This is a genomic window from Porphyromonas sp. COT-108 OH2963 (assembly GCF_000768895.1).
Lineage (GTDB): Bacteria > Bacteroidota > Bacteroidia > Bacteroidales > Porphyromonadaceae > Porphyromonas_A > Porphyromonas_A canoris.
On record NZ_JRAP01000008.1, the window covers coordinates 408,637 to 425,569 of the forward strand.

The window sequence follows — 16,933 nt, forward strand, 5'->3', positions numbered from 1 at the left end:
TAGCCTGATTTCAAACACATTCTCACCACAAATTTACAAAAACTTTACGAGGAAAAGATTAAGAACCGGTTAAGAAATAGACTTAAAACAAGGGAATTAACAGATGTAATGGTCTCGTTTGTATAGCTTTTATTCGGATTTCTCTTCCGGGTTCAATACCTGTTGCAGCTCTCGCCAAAAGAGAGGATAGCTTTTGTTTACCACCGAAGGATCGTCCACGGCAATCTCATAACCCATTGCGGAAGCCACTGTAAACGACATCGCTATGCGGTGATCGTTGTGGCTGTTAAGGTGTAGAATCTCTTGAGGAAGAGTAGGTTCTCCTCCTCGGAAAAGTATGGAAGAGGCTGTCAGTTCGACATCCAATCCAAAGAGACGAAGCCCCTCTTTCACTGCAACAAGCCGGTTGCTCTCCTTGAGAGGCAGGGTCTCCAGCCCGACCATTCTGTAAGGGATGCCTCTCAGAGCCAGAACAACAGCCATGGTAGGTGCGGCATCCGGCATGATGTGCATATTGAGTCCGTCAAAAGCGGTATGAAAATCCTCCACACAAGGCACTCGGACAATGGTTGTAGAGCCTGACACCTCATCCCTTTCGGCTTTGACGCCGATCAGGCGAAACAGAGCAGCTGCCGAAGCATCCCCTTGCAGAGATGGCAGTGTAAGGTCTTGCAGTTTGAGGTGCGCACCTAAAGGGGAGAGCGCAATGAATGCAAACCAGTAGAGAGCCGAAGACCAGTCCGCCTCTATATCCCTTATACTCACGGGAAGATACCTGCCGGGCAGCACCTTTATCTCTCTGTCCGTATAGCTGCACTCTATCCCGTAGCGTCGCATAAGGGACAAAGTCATGTAAACATAAGTCTTACTCACACTCGAAGCATCCCACTCCACTTCGAGCCCATCGGGCAGATAAGGAGAGATGAGCAGTAGTGCGGAGATAAACTGAGAGCTTCTACTCTGCGCCAGATCTATCTTTCCGCTCTTGAGCGATGAGGGTCGTACTACGATCCGGTCTCTCTTGTCCTCGCCCTTTTCCCAGGCGACCTCTCCACCCAGCCGGTTTAGTGCCACCAGCAGTTCGTCCATAGGTCTCTGCATCAACCTCTCCGTGCCGGATATTACCACGCAACGCTTTGCTGAAATAGCGGCATAGGCGGCAACGAAACGGAGAGCAGACCCACAGTCTTCCACGTCCACATGGATCGTTTCTTCGGTCGATGGAGATGAAGCAAGCGCAACAACTGCCCTGCTCAGCACCAGAATATCGTTCGGATAGTAGCTCCCTCTCTCCTGCAAAGCCTTGGCAGAAAGAGGCAAGAGAGCGTCTTGCCTCCTTCCCAATGCCTCTATGATCAGAAGACGATTGTAGATACTTTTGGAAAGCGGAAGCTGTATGCTCTGTCCCGAAGCGGAAGAGAATGGAGGAGAGAGGATTATAGGTTGCATGCTAATACTTTTGTACTCAAAGATACGAGATAAATACGTATCTTTGTGATGTTTTATAAGATATTCCCAATATTTATGCAGAAACAATTCGGACTGCTTATACTCAACACAGGGACACCGGACAGCCATTCCACAAAAGATGTATCAAGGTTTCTGTACGAATTTCTTACCGATCCTCGCATCATCACTCTTGCCTCTCCTTGGCGAGAGATCATCGTTCGCTGTCTGATTGTCCCATTTCGAGGATACCGCTCCGCTCGCAAGTATCGTGCCATCTGGAGAGAAGGGGGATCGCCTCTTTTGGTGAACGCCAAGGCTTTGGCTCACTCCTTGGAAGCCTCTTTGGCTATTCCGGCAGAGGTCGGAATGCGGTATGGCAATCCGTCCATCCGCTCCGGCATAAAGGCTTTGCTCGACAGAGGAGTGAATCACATCGTGGCTCTACCGCTTTTCCCTCACTATGCGATGAGCAGCTACGAAACAGCGGTAGAGTGTTTCAAACAGAATGCAAAGGATCTCGGCGTGGAGTGTTCGGTAATACCGCCCTACTACAACCATCCGGCATATCTTTCTGCCATGAGTGATCAGATCCATGCGCACCTTCCGAAAGATGCCCATCTGCTCATCTCATACCACGGCATACCGCTTGCCCATGTCGATATGTATAGAGGCATAAAGGAGAAAGACTATGAGTACCAGTGCAAAGAGCAGCACAGACTTCTGCTCGAACACACTTCGCTCCCGGCTTCTCAGGTAGAAGTGAGCTTCCAAAGCAGGCTCGGACACACACGCTGGCTCTCTCCTTACACGGCAGAAAGGCTGAAGCAGCTTCCTGCGGAAGGCATAAAGAAGGTTGCCGTAATCTGTCCGTCTTTCGTGCAAGACTGCCTGGAAACGCTCGAAGAGATCGAAGTGGAGGGCAGAGAGCTCTTTTTGAACTCCGGAGGAGAAGAGTTTTGCTTCATCCCCTGCCTCAACAGGCGCACAGACTATCTGCATGAAATAATTTGTCCATACATTACAACCCATCATGAAAATAGGAATACTCACCTCCGGAGGAGACTGTCCGGGTATCAATGCAACCATAAGAGGAGTAGGGCGTACAGCGATACTCCACTACAATATGGAGGTCGTCGGAATCCGGAAAGGCTTTTCGGGGCTTCTTGAAAACGACTACACCATAATGGATGAAGTGGCTCTGAGCGGCCTCTTGTACAAAGGAGGCACCATCTTGGGCACATCCAGAGAGAAGCCGTTCAGAAAAAGGCTCTTTTCCGATGAGGATCTTCCGCGCAAACTGAAGCAACACTACGACGACCTGGGTCTCGACTGCCTTGTGGCCATAGGCGGAAACGGCACCATGAAAACGGCTGCAAAGATGCGGGCGCTGGGGATCAATGTCGTGGGTATACCCAAAACGATAGACAACGATATATGGGGCACGGAGGTTACTTTCGGCTTCGATACCGCCGTGGCAACCGCAACAGAGTGCATAGACAGGCTCCATACCACGGCAGAGAGCCACAGACGGGTGATGGTGGTAGAGGTGATGGGGCACAAAGCCGGATGGATTGCCCTGCACTCCGGAATGGCAGGAGGAGCCCATGTGATACTGATCCCGGAACTGGGCTATAACCCCGACAAAGTGATAGAAGCCATAAACAAACGGATGAACAAAGGTAAGCTCCACTCCATCGTTGTAGTGGCAGAGGGCGTTAAGAGCCTCGGCGGAGAGAAAGAGCGTCCGGCATTCTATCTCTCAAAATATATAGAAGAGCATTCGGACTTGGTCTGTCGGGAGACTGTTTTAGGACACATACAGCGAGGAGGATCGCCTACCGCTGCAGACCGTAACCTCGCCACGCTTCTGGGCGGATACGCCACAGAGCTGATCTCCAACAGGATTTTCGGAGTGATGGTGGCTGTTGTGAACGGACAGATGACCCACCTGCCTCTCGAAGAGGTTGCGGGCAAACTGAAAACGGTACGTGAGGACAATCCTTTGGTGATACAGGGGAAAAAACTGGGGATCTCTTTCGGGACGGAAGACTGAACTTTTTGCCCTCCGACCGAGAGTTCATTTTTATATATTCCATCCCGAAAAAAGCTCACTTTTTTCTCGCTCTCTATTTTGATCAGAGGGGGCGTTTTCAGAGCACGAGCAAATTGTTAAATTCGCCACATTTCATTAACACCATTTTCGATACCCGTTCACCCAAAATGCTAAACGAGCATATTGTGTCGGCTTAACGTGTTTAATTTTTCAATGAACACGTTTACCGATTTCATTAAACACGTTTACCGGATTTGATTAACGTGTTTAGAAATTTTGCTTATAGCGCTGACAATTAACACTTTGCGCCTTTTGACCCTTTTTTTGCTGTTTTTGGTCACAAAATTGCATTAGGATTTGTTTACAGACGACAGTGTTAAAATTTACACCTATTAACGCGAAAACGGGCCCTGAAACCGACCGGGAGATAAAAATTTCCGAAATCAGAGAAATCCATAACAGACTATCAGACAGAAAATTGAGAGAATCTCTCATTTTTGACATCCGATTTAGATTGGAGAAATAATTCTTCTTATGCCTTTTCTCCAACTCCATTTTTATATAAAAAGACACGCCGGTAACAGCCTCCGAAAGCGACCATTTTGCCCTCTCAGGCAACAAAAAAAGCACTCCCAAAAGGAGTGCTTCTATCTTTTCAAGTGGTCCCACCTGGGCTTGAACCAGGGACCTCCAGATTATGAGTCTGTTGCTCTAACCAACTGAGCTATAGGACCGCAATCTCTTCCCGGTGTATATCCGAGAGTCAATCACTGTGCAAAGGTACTACTTTTTTCGATTTCTGCAATAGATGGTCCTATATTTAGAGAAAAGAGGAAAGCAAAACGGAGCGAATCATATCGCTCCGTTTTCTATCATCAGTACTATCGTCTCTATCGCTCTATCTTCTCCATCGGGTTGGTAATCCGCCTTGAGAGAAGCTCCGAACATCTTCGCAAACAGATTCCAGAACGATGCGGCAAAAGAACCCAAGTATGCTTCCACCAACTCATAGCTGGTGGAGTCTGTCTCTCTTTTGATTAGCTTTATAAGGATTTTGCCTTGACGCAGTGTGAGCTTCTTCATTTGAGGCTCGAACTGCTTGTACAACTCCTTCTCCATTCGCTTGAGATGCTTCTCACGAGAGCCGTCATCCGGAAGTGTTTCTATGTATTCGTACGTCTCCATTAAAGTGTTGGCGACAATCTTTGCAAAAGGATAAGCCTTTTTGACGTCCCGAACCAGCCTGCTGAATGCTTTCTTTTCTCGCTCGCTCATTCTGGACTTCTGCCCGAAAACATAAACATTGGGAAGGGTATAACTTGGTAGTCGTTCTCCGCTCGGCATGGTATAGAGTGGAACCAAAGAGCCTTTGAGGGTAGAACTCGCACTGTCTGTTGCTCTATCTTTAGAGGATGGAGGTTCCGTATTGCAAGCAAGAGCAGAACCAACCGCTCCTGTAAGAGTAAACAGGAACGCAAGGGAGAGCCTTAATGTGGTCTTGAAAACCTTATGTATTGATTCTTTTACTAACATGACAAAAACGCAATATTTTTCTCCATCACAAAGATATGCTTTCTCTTCTCATCTGATGCCGTTTTAACGCAGATTATCTTTAATCTCTACTTATTGATGGTCTTGAAAAAGTGTTGTAACACAACCGGAAAGAGTCTCTTTCGCCAACAGCGTGTCGTCTCTATCGCTCTGCTTCCCTTCGTTCCTGCGGCTGCTTTCCCTGAAGAGAAAGGAAAGGGGACAACAATCTCGGAATGAGCAAGAAGCAAGACCAGATCAAGGCAGAACGGCTACTGTCTTTCGAAAAATATGAGAACAGCAACTCTAAGAAAGCTATCCGAAAACAAAATATTTCTCTGCCATCCTATACACTTATCATCATCTAAAAAAAGCATAGAGCATGGCTCATAAAGAGAAATGACCATGCTCTATGCCTTAGTGATAAGGCTGTTCCAGCCTCCTTTCTATTAACAGCTATTTGCTTTTACACCCCTGCCGAAGAGGCTTGAGAGCGCATCATCTTCTTCCACCTTGACAGTCCGATGATAGCCATAATGGTATAAACAAGGAAGAAAAGCCCCATAATGGTGTAGCTGAGAGAGAGGAAAATGTAGGTGTACAAGAGATTTGAAAGAATCCATGCGTACCAGTTTTCCAAATATTTATGAGCAAGAAGCCACATACCTACCACGCTTGCAGATGTGGCAATAGCGTCAAGAAGAGGACTGGAATTAAATGTAACATACTCGAATATGGGGTACAATGCTCCGGCAATCACTATCGTTATGCCCAGTACAGCCATAAGAGTCTTGCGAGAAAGTCGTCTCACCTGTGTCTCGACCGGCCCTTCCTCCCGATGTTTGAACCACTGAATCCAGCCGTAAATACAAGCCAAAAGATAGTAAATGTTTACGGCCATATTCCCATACACTCCTCCTGTATAAGAGATGTAGATAAAAAGAAGCGGAGTAATGATACCAACGGGCCACAGCCAAATGGATGCACGAATCTCAAGAAAGACATAAATGAGTCCGAAAACAGCAGCCAGCAGTTCGAGAGATGCTTGAGAGAAAGGGAAGTCCATATTCTATCTGTTTACATTTATATAATATACTCGTGTGCTTAAAAAGTTACTTTAAGGGTAGACATAATGTGTCTGCCGGCTTGTGGAAAGTAACGAAGATCGGCATAATAGCTCTCATTGCCATCTTTGCCTATGATCTTTCCTGCATCATACACATATCCGGTCGGAGAGTATGAAGCATTGAGCAGATTGTTGGCTTGCAAAGAGATGGTCGCTTCTGCAGATGAGAGCAGAGGGAAAGTGTATGAAAGCTGTGCGGAGAGTGTCGTAAATCCGGCAATGTAGCGATCCCTCGACCCGGTATTATCGAGATACTGCCCTCCCTGTCCGTGAGCAGAAAGTGCTCCATACCAGCCCTTATTGTGAAGGGCAAGGGTCTGATTCCAGATGTGTCCGGGACTGTTGGCTATCGGAGTATCGGCAAACTTCTCCACGACAGTCTTTAAGAAGTTCCAATCGGCATCGTAAACAGCGTGTGTATGCTCGTAAGACTTGAGGACGTTACGGCTCAACATGAGGTTCCCACTATATGTCAGCCATGAAACCGGACGATATTCCAATGCCATCTCGACACCCATGCGGTAGCTTTTGGGAATGTTAATGAGAAGCACATCACCCACATCGCTCAGTCTGCCATCGGGAACAAGCTGATCGGTATAGTCCATATAGTAGCCGTTGATCTCTGCTGTCAGCTTTTGAGAACGGAAGGTGTAGCCCAACTCATAGTCAATCATCTTTTCCCTCTTAGGATAGATCACTTTGCCTTGAGAGTCTCTCCTTGGGCTCTCGATGTATGCCTTTCTGTTTGGTTCACGTGCAGCCGTCGAAATAGATGCGTAGAGACGATGACCCGGAGCCGGCGTCCATGTAACACCATACTTAGGCAAGAAGAATGTATGTCTCGGATGCACATCAAGGATATCCATTGCTCCGGTTATATCGTTGTACTTGTCGGAAACACCATCCATGTTGTATCTGATGTGGCGAAGCATCAAGTCTCCATAAATAGTAAGGTTGCTCGATACATTCCACTCGTCTCTTATATAGACGGAGAGGTCTGTCTTTGTTGCCTTATTATTATAGTATGGATGATTTGGAGCAACCTCCACGGGATAATCTCTTACATAAGGAACAAATCCGAAGTGCTTACCATCATAATGATTAGCAGCCATTCCAATAGATGTGGTATTGCTACTGCTCTTACTTTCCATGTTGAAGATAGCCCCGTAAAAGTGATTGTCCAACCATTTCTCACGAATAAGATCTCTTCTTTTTACCTTTTCGCCGTTGGATTCAAAGGTCGGTAGTCCGAACTCTACGAGCTTCCTCTTGGTACGATACTCGTTGATATAACCTTTTCCTCTGGTATAGTGAAGAGTGAGCTGTGTTTTAAGTGTACTGTTCCAATGGTTGGTTGCAATGAAATGAGTGTGGTGCTGCTTGTAGTTGTCCGCACTCGGATAGAAGTTCGATGCATCTTTGCTTGCGCCTTCAAAAGGAGGCATTATGCCGGCGTTATTGTATCTCGGTCCGAGCTTATCCCATTGTTTCTTTGAAATACCATTCCATGCGATACCCGTTTTTTCACTTCCGCCAAAATGGATGAGGCGATAGACAGAGTTGTCCCCATAGTAGGCAGCTTGGAGCTGATAGCTGTTGAGATCGACAAATGCCCGGTCTACAAAACCATCGCTTTTGGCTTTGGAAAGACGTATGGAAGCGGCAACCCGGTTGTTCAAAATGCGTCCGGTGCGTGCTCCGAAGTGAGTCATGAAGGTGTTGAATGCACCATACGTAAGCTGTGCATCCCCTCCCGGAGCGAGTGTAAGGTCTTCGCTCTGCATGTTGATCGCTCCTCCGAATGCTCCTGCACTGTGAGTGGAAACACCGGCTCCACGTATAATCTGTACATTTTTAAGAGACGAGACAAAGTTGGGCATATTGACCCAAAAGACCGAATGGCTCTCGCTGTCGTTCACAGGCACACCATTGGCGTTGATATTGATGCGAGAAGCATCTATTCCTCTAAGTGAAAGAGAGGTGTAACCCAATCCGCTACCGGCATCCGATGTGAATGTAAGAGAGGTAGCCCCGGACAAAAGAGCCGGCATATCTTGTGAGAAGTTTTTGGATTTAAGTTTGGAGCCTGCTATTTCTTGAACAGTCATTGGTGTTTTTGCCGTAGCTCGTACCCCTATTACCATAACCGAATCTAATAAAGAATAGGTACGGACATTTTTCTGAGCCATTGTGGCTACAGAAAATATCGGAGCAGAGGCAACAGCTAAAGACAAGATGAATTTTTTCATGGCTTGCTATAATAATGAATATAAATAATGTTGATATGAAACGATTAGGAGAGTTCCTAAAGTAGAGCAAGCCAAAGAAATAGATCTACGTGCTTTTCCTGCAATGGCATTACCCATACAGGTAAACTTGTGAGGGTCTGATCTCAGCCACAACTCTTCTATTGTAAGCACCCCTAAGCATCTTTTGGTTGGCTTTTAGATTATTAAATCTATTTTACACCTTCCAAGCTGCGAAGTTAAGCAATGTTCACGATATGCGCAAGAAGCTATAAAACGAGAATTTTAATGCAAAAACAACCCAAATTGCAATGTTTAATGCACAATTTGAACACAAAATGTATTGTGGTAAGAAATAAATACCTAACTTTGGGGATGACTATCGGAAGTAAGAGAAGACAGTGGAAATATTTTTTAGGATACATAAGACTCTTGTAGGTCAATATGGACCAACAAGGACTCGTCGAGGACTATTGGATGAGATAGATCTCTCCGCCAGATTGGTAGGCATACGTGGAGCAAGAGGTGTAGGCAAAACCACCCTGCTGCTTCAGATTGCAGAACTATACCATAGCGAGGAAAGCCGAGAGTGTCTGTATGTAAACCTGAACCACCTCTACTTCGCAGATAGAACGATATTGGACTTCGGCAGGGAGTTCTATGCAGCCGGGGGAAAGAGATTGCTCTTAGATCAGGTGTTCAAATACCCGACATGGGCAGAGGAGATACGGATGCTTCTGGATCAATGTCCTGAACTTTCTATCGTCTTTACCACTTCAGCGGTAACTCCATCCCTGACAGAGATCGAACCCATAAGCAGTCTGGTTCAAGAGTATCAGCTGCAGGGATTTTCGTTCCGGGAGTTCATCAATGCACGAACAGGCAAAGCGTTGCCTCGTATCACGTTGGAGGATCTGTTTCTTCACCATGAAGATATAGCTCCGAAGATTTTGGAAGAAGTCAATGTTCCGGAATTTTATAACGATTATTTGAAGAGAGGCTATTACCCTTCCACAAAAGATGGACAACAGTATTACGAACAGATCGTAAAAGCGTTGAATATGAGCCTGGAGGTGGACGTGATATATTTGGCTCAGGTAGACCCTTCGTACTTGGGGAAACTACGTAAACTGGCTTATATTCTCACCACTCAAGGAGGACAGGTACCTAATATCTCTCTCTTGAGTAACGAGATCGGGACTTCTCGTGCAACACTGCTCAACTACATCCTTGACCTTTCTCGCGCAGGCATCATTCACCTCGTTCGGAAGCAGGGAGAGGAGAACAGCAGCAAGAAAATGGGGCAAGTATTTGCCTATAACACTAATCTGTTGCAGGTATTATATCCTCACATTCCATCCAGAGAGATGGAACGTTTGGTCTTTTTGCTGTCTCATCTTACTCCTCACTATAAAGTGGCTACTCCCATAAGGAAGATGTCTGCCGATATTATAGTGGAAGACAAGATACAGGTGAGCGTTAAAGAGACGGGCAAGATACGAAAGAAGCAAAACATCACCTATGCCGTAGATCACCTTAGTGTAGGAAGAGAAAATGAGATCCCGACATGGCTGTTCGGATTTCTCTATTGAGAACCTTGGCAAAGGGGATGTACAGATAACATTGTATTACTATACACATAAAAAAAAGAGTAGAAGGCAAAGACTTCTACCGAAACAACAACATTTGCGGACGGGGCTGCAAGAAGACTCTGTCCGAAAAAAGGTAAAGCGGAATATTATCAACTCCACAAAACGGAGATTAGTTAGAGACTTATTTTATGGAAAGAAAAAAAACTTATCTCACTTGTGATGGGAACCAAGCAGCTGCGCACATCTCTTATATGTTTAGCGAGGTTGCTGCCATCTATCCTATCACTCCATCCTCTACTATGGCAGAGTATGTAGATGAGTGGGCGGCAATGGGCCGTAAGAACATGTTTGGCGAAGTTGTAAGAGTACAGGAAATGCAGAGCGAGGCAGGAGCGGCAGGTGCCCTTCATGGTTCACTCCAGGCAGGCGCTCTTACCACTACATATACAGCATCGCAAGGTCTTCTATTGATGCTCCCTAATATGTACAAGATAGCAGGGCAGTTGCTCCCTACGGTATTTCACGTATCGGCAAGAGCATTGGCAGCACAGGCACTCTCTATCTTTGGGGACCATCAAGACGTCATGTCTGCACGTCAGACCGGTTTTGCAATGCTTTCGACAGGTAGCGTACAAGAGGTTATGGACCTTGCCGGAGTAGCACACTTGGCAACACTCAAGACACGCATACCATTCATCCACTTCTTCGACGGCTTCCGCACCTCTCACGAGATACAGAAGATAGAAGCTCTGAATACCGAAGACTTGGCTCCTCTTGTAGATCAAGACGCGTTGGCTGCATTCCGTCGCAATGCTCTCGATCCGCATCATCCGGTAGCTCGTGGTACGGCTCAAAACCCGGACATCTACTTCCAAACGAGAGAAGCATCAAATCGTTTCTATGAAGTTGTTCCTGAAGTGGTGCAAGAGTACATGGATAAGATTGCAGAAATCACAGGTCGCCACTACAAGCTGTTCGACTATTACGGAGATCCCGAAGCCGAGCATGTGATCATCGCCATGGGTTCTGTAACGGAAGCGATCCGTGAAACAATAGATTATCTTGCCACTCAAGGTCGCAAGGTAGGTCTCATAAGCGTACACTTGTACAGACCATTCTCTGCAAAGCACTTCCTTGCGGCTCTTCCTGCAAACGTTAAGCGCATTGCAGTATTGGATCGCACAAAAGAGCATGGAGCAACAGGCGAACCGCTTTATCTGGACGTAAAAGATTGTCTTTATGGTAAAGAAAACGCTCCTCTTGTTGTGGGCGGTCGTTATGGTCTTTCTTCCAAAGATACCACTCCGAATCAGATCCTTGCCGTGTATGACAACCTTGCGATGAATGAGCCTAAGAATCATTTCACCGTAGGTATCGTGGACGACGTTACATTTACTTCTCTCCGAGTGGAAGACGATTTGGACTTCTCCACAGGTCTGTTTGAAGCCAAGTTCTACGGACTTGGAGCCGATGGTACGGTAGGTGCAAACAAAAACTCCGTGAAGATCATCGGAGACAATACAGATAAATATTGTCAGGCTTACTTCTCTTACGACTCCAAGAAGAGTGGTGGTTTCACCTGTTCTCACCTCCGTTTCGGAGACACGCCTATCCGCTCTACCTATTTGGTTAATACGCCGGACTTCCTGGCTTGTCACGTACCCGCATACCTTCGTCTATATGATATAACAAAGGGTCTTAAGAGAAATGGAACATTCCTTCTCAACTCTATCTGGGGATTGGATGAGGTAGAAGAGCATCTTCCTAACCGTGTCAAGAGATGTCTTGCCAAGAACAACGTGGCATTCTATATGATCAATGCGACCAAGATTGCACAGGAAATCGGATTGGGCAACCGCACCAACACCATTCTTCAAAGTGCATTCTTCAAGATTGCCAACGTTATTCCTTACGACCTTGCAGTAGAGCAGATGAAGAAGTTCATTGTAAAGAGTTACGGCAAGAAAGGTGAAGACGTCGTGAACAAAAACTTTGCCGCAGTGGATCGTGGAGCCGAAGTGATCAAAGTTCCGGTGAAGCAAGAGTGGGCAAATCTACCGGACGACACAGCAGACAGACACGAAGACGATACAGACTTTGTACACAACATCGTTCGTGTGATCAATGCACAAGAGGGCGACAGCCTGCCTGTGTCTGCTTTCCTTGGCCGTGAAGACGGTGTATGGGAACAGGGAACGGCAGCATCCGAAAAGCGCGGAGTGGCTTCTCACGTACCGGAATGGACAGCAGAGAACTGTATCCAGTGTAACCAGTGTGCTTATGTCTGTCCTCACGCAACCATACGCCCGTTCCTTCTTAATGAAGAAGAAGCAGCAAAAGCACCGGCAGGATACAAGACTCTCAAGCCTATCGGCAAGCAGTTCGACGGCTTACAGTTCCGTATCCAAGTGAATGCACTCGACTGTCTTGGCTGTAGCAACTGTGTGGACGTATGTCCGGGCAACAAGAACGGAAAGGCTCTTGCCATGAAGCCTATCGAGAGTCAGCTTGTGGAAGTTCCTCGTTGGGACTTCTCGGTAAAAGAGGTTGCCACCAAGCAGCATCTTGTAGACACTAAAGCCAATGTAAAGAACAGCCAGTTTGCCACACCGCTATTCGAGTTCTCCGGAGCGTGTGCAGGTTGTGGTGAGACCCCGTATGTGAAGTTGCTTACACAGCTATTCGGCGACAGACAGATGATAGCCAACGCAACCGGTTGCTCCTCTATCTACTCCGGCTCGGCACCTTCCACTCCATATACAACCAACGAACAGGGACACGGTCCGGCATGGGCGAACTCTCTGTTTGAAGACAATGCCGAGTTCGGTCTCGGTATGCACATCGCAACCGAAACCATTCGCAAGAGACTTGTAGAGCTGGCTCAAGAAGCACAAGAGTGCAGCTGCTGCTCTGCCGAGCTCAAATCTCTTCTTAACGAATGGGTAGAAAAACGCAACAATGCTGCGGATGCAAAAGAGTTGGGAGACAAGATCCTGCCTTTGGCAAAAGCGTGCGACTGCCACGTTTGTACCGAAATAGTGAAGAACTCATCTCACCTCTACAAACGTTCTCAATGGATCATCGGTGGAGACGGATGGGCTTATGACATCGGCTTCGGCGGTCTCGACCACGTGATAGCAAGTGGAGAGAATGTAAACATCCTTATCCTCGACACAGAGGTGTACTCCAACACCGGAGGTCAAAGCTCCAAGTCCACACCGGTAGGAGCTATTGCGAAGTTTGCCGCAGCAGGAAAGCGTGTTCGCAAAAAAGATCTCGGACTCATGGCTACCACTTACGGCTATGTTTATGTAGCTCAAGTTTCCATGGGAGCAAACCAGGCACAAACCTTGAAAGCCCTACGCGAAGCAGAGGCTTATGATGGTCCCTCCATCGTGATAGCGTATAGCCCATGTATCTCTCACGGGTTGAAAGCAGGTATGGGTAAGACTCAAGACGAAGGCAAGAGAGCGGTAGAGTGCGGATACTGGCACTTGTGGAGATTCAATCCGGAGTTGGAAGCAGAAGGCAAGAACCCATTCACGCTCGACTCCAAAGAGCCAAACTGGGATCTCTTCCAAGACTTCCTCAAAGGCGAGGTGCGTTATCTCTCTCTTCAAAAGCAGTACCCTGCAGAAGCTGCCGAGCTGTTTGCCGCAGCACAAGAGAATGCTTTGTGGAGATACAACAACTACAAGAGACTTGCCAACACCGTTTGGGAAGCACCCGAAGCTTCTAAAGAGGCATAACCGATAAAGCGATTATTTATTACATATACTCTAAGCGGTGCTGTGGGATGGTAAACCGATTCTCACAGCACCGCTTTCTTTTTTTTCAAGATAATGAACAGCGGTTTTTTTCTCGCTTTTCAGCCCCTTTTCGGAGTGTCATAAAAACACTTTCCGAATATCTCGACAACGGAAATTATCTACCAAAAACGAGGCTTAAAGAGGGAGTTTTTATATAAAAGTGAAATGGCAGTTTGAAGCTCAAATCGCCCAAGTCCGATTAGAGAATTTTGTCAAGAAAAAGAGCCAAAAACCATAACAACCTGTCCGATAAGCAACTACAAAAATCTCGATTCTCGGAAATTTTCTCCTCTCGGTCGGTTTCAAGCCCCGTTTTCGAGTTAATAAACTCAAAATTTGAGACACAAAGCCGCAAATATTTCTTAATGAGAAAAATCAGCAAAAAACCTGCTTTTTAGCCCCTAAAAAGATAAAACCCTCATGAACAACAGATTAAGAAAATTTCTAAACACGTTAATTGAATCCGGTAAACGTATTAAATGAAATCAGTAAACGTGTTCACTGAAAAATTAAACACGTTAAGCCGAAAGAATATGCTCGTTTAGCTTTTTGGATGAACAGACATCGAAAATCATGTTAATAAACCGGGGTTGATTTAACAGTTCGGTCGTGCTCTGAAAAGAGGGTGTCCGAGCGAAATAGAAGAGCCATTTCGACGAGATATTTTGGCGGTACGGAATATATAAAAATGAGGTGAGCCGAAAGGGGTAAAAAAGTCTTTGAAATTTTTAGACAAAAGGACGCTCTTTTTTTATGAGAGGACAGAGTGCTATCCGCTTCTTTTGCAATATCTTTCAAAAACGAGATCCCGGTACACAAATTCTCTTAAAAAAGCCCACTATGACCAAACGATAAATGGTTATACGGCAAAAAGTTCCTACATTTGTACATTCTGAGGTAGACTATATTCTATCCGTCGGAAAGTTTTACAGAGAAAACATAGAAACAGACATACAGATAGCAGATGAAATATATCCATAAAACTTCGTGGTTGTTTTTGGTACTCCTGATACTTAGCGGCGTCTCGGCATGCAACGAGAAGACTCCCGGTGTCCGCAAACCGGATCCGAATCCCGGACTGCAAGTGCCTCACTATGTGAATATTCAGATTAAAGAGAACGACGTATTCTCTCAAACGAAGTTTACGATAGACCATTTCAACAGAAAGATATACAACTCAGTCCGTTTGCCATACAAGACCGAGCTGGACACTGTATTCCTAAGGATGATGATCAGTAGCGAGACTAAAGTGGAGATCAAAAACCTTACGACAAACGAGACATTCCCTTGGACAGTGGAGAAGATGAACTCTAAGTCCGTCAAAGTAAAGGGAGGAAAGCTGGAGCTGCTCCTGTCTGCCAATATCAACGGCGTCAATAAGACGGAGAAGTATCTCATGAACATCAATGTTTACAGCTACGATCCCAATGTGATCACATGGGAGAAAAAAGAGAACGTACTCCCGGTTGCGGCGGCAGACTCCAAGTTCATCACACTCAGCAAAACACTCTACTGGGTTGCTCTGGACAAGCACGCCAAGTTTCATCTGTACGAAGTGCTCAGCGTTGAGAGCTACAACTTCCGAAAAGTGGAAGGCACAGGAGATATGCCTGCAATACTTCCGCATACATTGACACAAGATACTCACGGCAGAGTATGGGGTATGGCAAAAGATGGAGAGATATACAGCTCTTCGGATCTGAAGATTTGGAAAAAGATCCAAAAGCCGGATGCCGCCCTTGCATGGACATCCATCTTATACGATGCCAACCTAAAAGGCAGTACCGGAGAGGTAAAGATGCTTTTGGTCGGAGAGATGGGCGGAGCTTACAAGATATGGACAGCCGCTCCGGCAAGCATGCCTGCCATTCTCACAGACATCACCAACGAACACTTCCCTGTGCGTAACGCACTCGTAAGAACAGTGGTGGAGGCAGGCATCAAGCGTGCCAACCTCATAGGCGGAACAGATCGTCTCGGTCGTCCGGTAGAGAATCTCTTCTTCACCGCAGATGGTAAAGGATGGGGAGAGATCAAGTTCAGAGGAAAAGGATTCAATGCCCCGGTTCGCGGTGCAACCTTGATAGAAAAAGGCGGAAGGATCTATATCGCCGGCGGCGAGTATGCCATAATATCGGACGATAAGAGTCGCCTCAATCTTTTCCACAGCGACGACAACGGAGCGTCTTGGACCAAGATGACCCAGGAAAAGACTCAGGCAACAGGCTTTAATGTTACGTCAGGGATGTCAGGCATTATCTCCACAGATGGCGAAGATGATGTTTTCTTCTTCCTTGGTGGTATAGCCGGAGGCAAACCCACGGCAGATGCGTGGCGAGGTTATATCAAGAAAAACTAATACCCCATTTCTCCCTCTACACATAGCAGAATGACACAGATACCGGCACATATAGCCATTATCATGGACGGCAATGGAAGATGGGCGCAAGCTCAGGGACAAGAGCGCGTCTATGGTCATGTTCATGGCGTGGAGAGTGTTCGTCGCATCCTTAAAAGAGCAGCGGAACGAGGCGTAAAGGTGTTGTCTCTTTACACTTTCTCGGAAGAGAACTGGAGCAGACCACAACAAGAGGTCGATGCTTTAATGGAACTCATCGTGGTCTCACTGCGCAAAGAGATAGACTCTCTCATGGAAAACGGAGTGCGTCTAAGGACTATTGGGAACACAGACAAGCTACCGGCAGATGTGCAGGCGCTGTTGAAAGAAGCCATTGCCCTTACTGCCGACAACAGTGTTATCACTCTCCAGCTGGCTCTCTCCTACTCTTCAAGACAGGAGATTACGCATGCGGTGAAAGAGTTGATAGCCGATAAGATCTCCGCCGAAGCCATTACGGAGGAAGATATAACCGACAGACTTTACACATCAGGCATACCCGATCCGGATCTTATCATAAGAACAGGCGGAGAGCAGAGGCTTAGCAACTTCCTGCTCTGGCAGGGTGCTTATGCCGAACTATACTTTTGCCCCGATGCCTGGCCTGCTTTCGACGAAAAGGCTTTTGATAAAGCGTTGGAAGATTTTGCACAAAGAGAGCGTCGGTATGGCAAGACCAGCGCACAACTATTATCGAATGAATGATAAAGACAATCTCAATGAAAAATAG

11 protein-coding genes, 1 tRNA gene and 1 riboswitch are annotated in these 16,933 nt (G+C 46.5%); of the genes, 7 read left to right on the forward strand and 5 right to left on the reverse strand.

The window, feature by feature from the left end:
• Positions 1 to 129: 129 nt before the first annotated feature.
• Positions 130 to 1,449, reverse strand: coding sequence for a 3-phosphoshikimate 1-carboxyvinyltransferase (locus HQ39_RS05390; RefSeq protein WP_036864374.1), 1,320 nt, complete (start codon positions 1,447 to 1,449; stop codon positions 130 to 132).
• 75 nt (positions 1,450 to 1,524) lie between these two features.
• Here HQ39_RS05390 and hemH point away from each other — a divergent pair, with 75 nt between their 5' ends.
• A complete protein-coding gene (gene hemH / locus HQ39_RS09690; protein ID WP_160216111.1) occupies positions 1,525 to 2,616 on the forward strand; it encodes a ferrochelatase in 1,092 nt (363 codons plus the stop codon).
• Complete coding sequence (locus tag HQ39_RS05400; RefSeq protein WP_235317646.1) at positions 2,534 to 3,502, forward strand: ATP-dependent 6-phosphofructokinase; 969 nt, start codon at positions 2,534 to 2,536, stop codon at positions 3,500 to 3,502. Before hemH ends, HQ39_RS05400 begins: the two co-directional genes overlap by 83 nt.
• A 660-nt stretch (positions 3,503 to 4,162) precedes the next feature.
• Here the strand turns inward: HQ39_RS05400 and HQ39_RS05410 are convergent.
• Together HQ39_RS05410 and HQ39_RS05415 are read right to left on the reverse strand one after the other, a co-directional pair.
• Positions 4,163 to 4,236 (reverse strand) — tRNA-Ile (locus HQ39_RS05410).
• 118 nt (positions 4,237 to 4,354) lie between these two features.
• Positions 4,355 to 5,035 carry a DUF4294 domain-containing protein gene (locus tag HQ39_RS05415; protein ID WP_235300044.1) on the reverse strand — a complete coding sequence of 227 codons (681 nt, stop codon included), beginning with the start codon at positions 5,033 to 5,035 and terminating at the stop codon, positions 4,355 to 4,357.
• 233 nt (positions 5,036 to 5,268) lie between these two features.
• Between HQ39_RS05415 and HQ39_RS09745 the strand changes: the two genes are divergently transcribed.
• Positions 5,269 to 5,400, forward strand: a complete 132-nt coding sequence (locus tag HQ39_RS09745; protein WP_262498716.1) for a hypothetical protein — start codon at positions 5,269 to 5,271, stop codon at positions 5,398 to 5,400.
• A gap of 98 nt (positions 5,401 to 5,498) precedes the next feature.
• On the opposite strand, the gene pnuC is transcribed toward HQ39_RS09745, so the two are convergent.
• The gene (pnuC, locus tag HQ39_RS05420; protein WP_036848316.1) at positions 5,499 to 6,098 is read right to left on the reverse strand and encodes a nicotinamide riboside transporter PnuC; all 600 of its coding nucleotides are present in this window, start codon (positions 6,096 to 6,098) and stop codon (positions 5,499 to 5,501) included.
• 38 nt (positions 6,099 to 6,136) lie between these two features.
• The gene (locus tag HQ39_RS05425; protein WP_036864381.1) at positions 6,137 to 8,407 is read right to left on the reverse strand and encodes a TonB-dependent receptor; all 2,271 of its coding nucleotides are present in this window, start codon (positions 8,405 to 8,407) and stop codon (positions 6,137 to 6,139) included.
• A 78-nt stretch (positions 8,408 to 8,485) separates the two neighbouring features.
• Positions 8,486 to 8,592: riboswitch (TPP riboswitch) on the reverse strand.
• A gap of 213 nt (positions 8,593 to 8,805) precedes the next feature.
• On the opposite strand from HQ39_RS05425, the gene HQ39_RS05430 reads away from it, so the two are divergent.
• From HQ39_RS05430 to HQ39_RS05445, 4 genes are all read left to right on the forward strand, one after another.
• Positions 8,806 to 9,996, forward strand: coding sequence for an AAA family ATPase (locus tag HQ39_RS05430; protein WP_036864383.1), 1,191 nt, complete (start codon positions 8,806 to 8,808; stop codon positions 9,994 to 9,996).
• A 188-nt stretch (positions 9,997 to 10,184) separates the two neighbouring features.
• Entirely contained in the window at positions 10,185 to 13,745 is a 3,561-nt protein-coding gene (nifJ, locus tag HQ39_RS05435; protein ID WP_036864385.1) for a pyruvate:ferredoxin (flavodoxin) oxidoreductase, read from the forward strand.
• 1,024 nt (positions 13,746 to 14,769) lie between these two features.
• Positions 14,770 to 16,164 (forward strand): DUF6242 domain-containing protein, encoded by a 1,395-nt coding sequence (locus tag HQ39_RS05440; RefSeq protein WP_036864387.1) that lies wholly within the window; start codon positions 14,770 to 14,772, stop codon positions 16,162 to 16,164.
• A 30-nt stretch (positions 16,165 to 16,194) separates the two neighbouring features.
• Positions 16,195 to 16,908, forward strand: coding sequence for an isoprenyl transferase (locus HQ39_RS05445; protein ID WP_036864390.1), 714 nt, complete (start codon positions 16,195 to 16,197; stop codon positions 16,906 to 16,908).
• Positions 16,909 to 16,933 lie beyond the last annotated feature (25 nt).

Bases quoted from the DNA above. Each gene is read 5' to 3' on its own strand.
- HQ39_RS05390 (WP_036864374.1), bottom strand. From the start codon at position 1,449: ATGCAACCTATAATCCTCTCTCCTCCATTCTCTTCCGCTTCGGGACAG.
- hemH (WP_160216111.1), top strand. From the start codon at position 1,525: ATGCAGAAACAATTCGGACTGCTTATACTCAACACAGGGACACCGGAC.
- HQ39_RS05415 (WP_235300044.1), bottom strand. From the start codon at position 5,035: ATGTTAGTAAAAGAATCAATACATAAGGTTTTCAAGACCACATTAAGG.
- HQ39_RS09745 (WP_262498716.1), top strand. From the start codon at position 5,269: ATGAGCAAGAAGCAAGACCAGATCAAGGCAGAACGGCTACTGTCTTTC.
- pnuC (WP_036848316.1), bottom strand. From the start codon at position 6,098: ATGGACTTCCCTTTCTCTCAAGCATCTCTCGAACTGCTGGCTGCTGTT.
- HQ39_RS05425 (WP_036864381.1), bottom strand. From the start codon at position 8,407: ATGAAAAAATTCATCTTGTCTTTAGCTGTTGCCTCTGCTCCGATATTT.
- nifJ (WP_036864385.1), top strand. From the start codon at position 10,185: ATGGAAAGAAAAAAAACTTATCTCACTTGTGATGGGAACCAAGCAGCT.
- HQ39_RS05440 (WP_036864387.1), top strand. From the start codon at position 14,770: ATGAAATATATCCATAAAACTTCGTGGTTGTTTTTGGTACTCCTGATA.
- HQ39_RS05445 (WP_036864390.1), top strand. From the start codon at position 16,195: ATGACACAGATACCGGCACATATAGCCATTATCATGGACGGCAATGGA.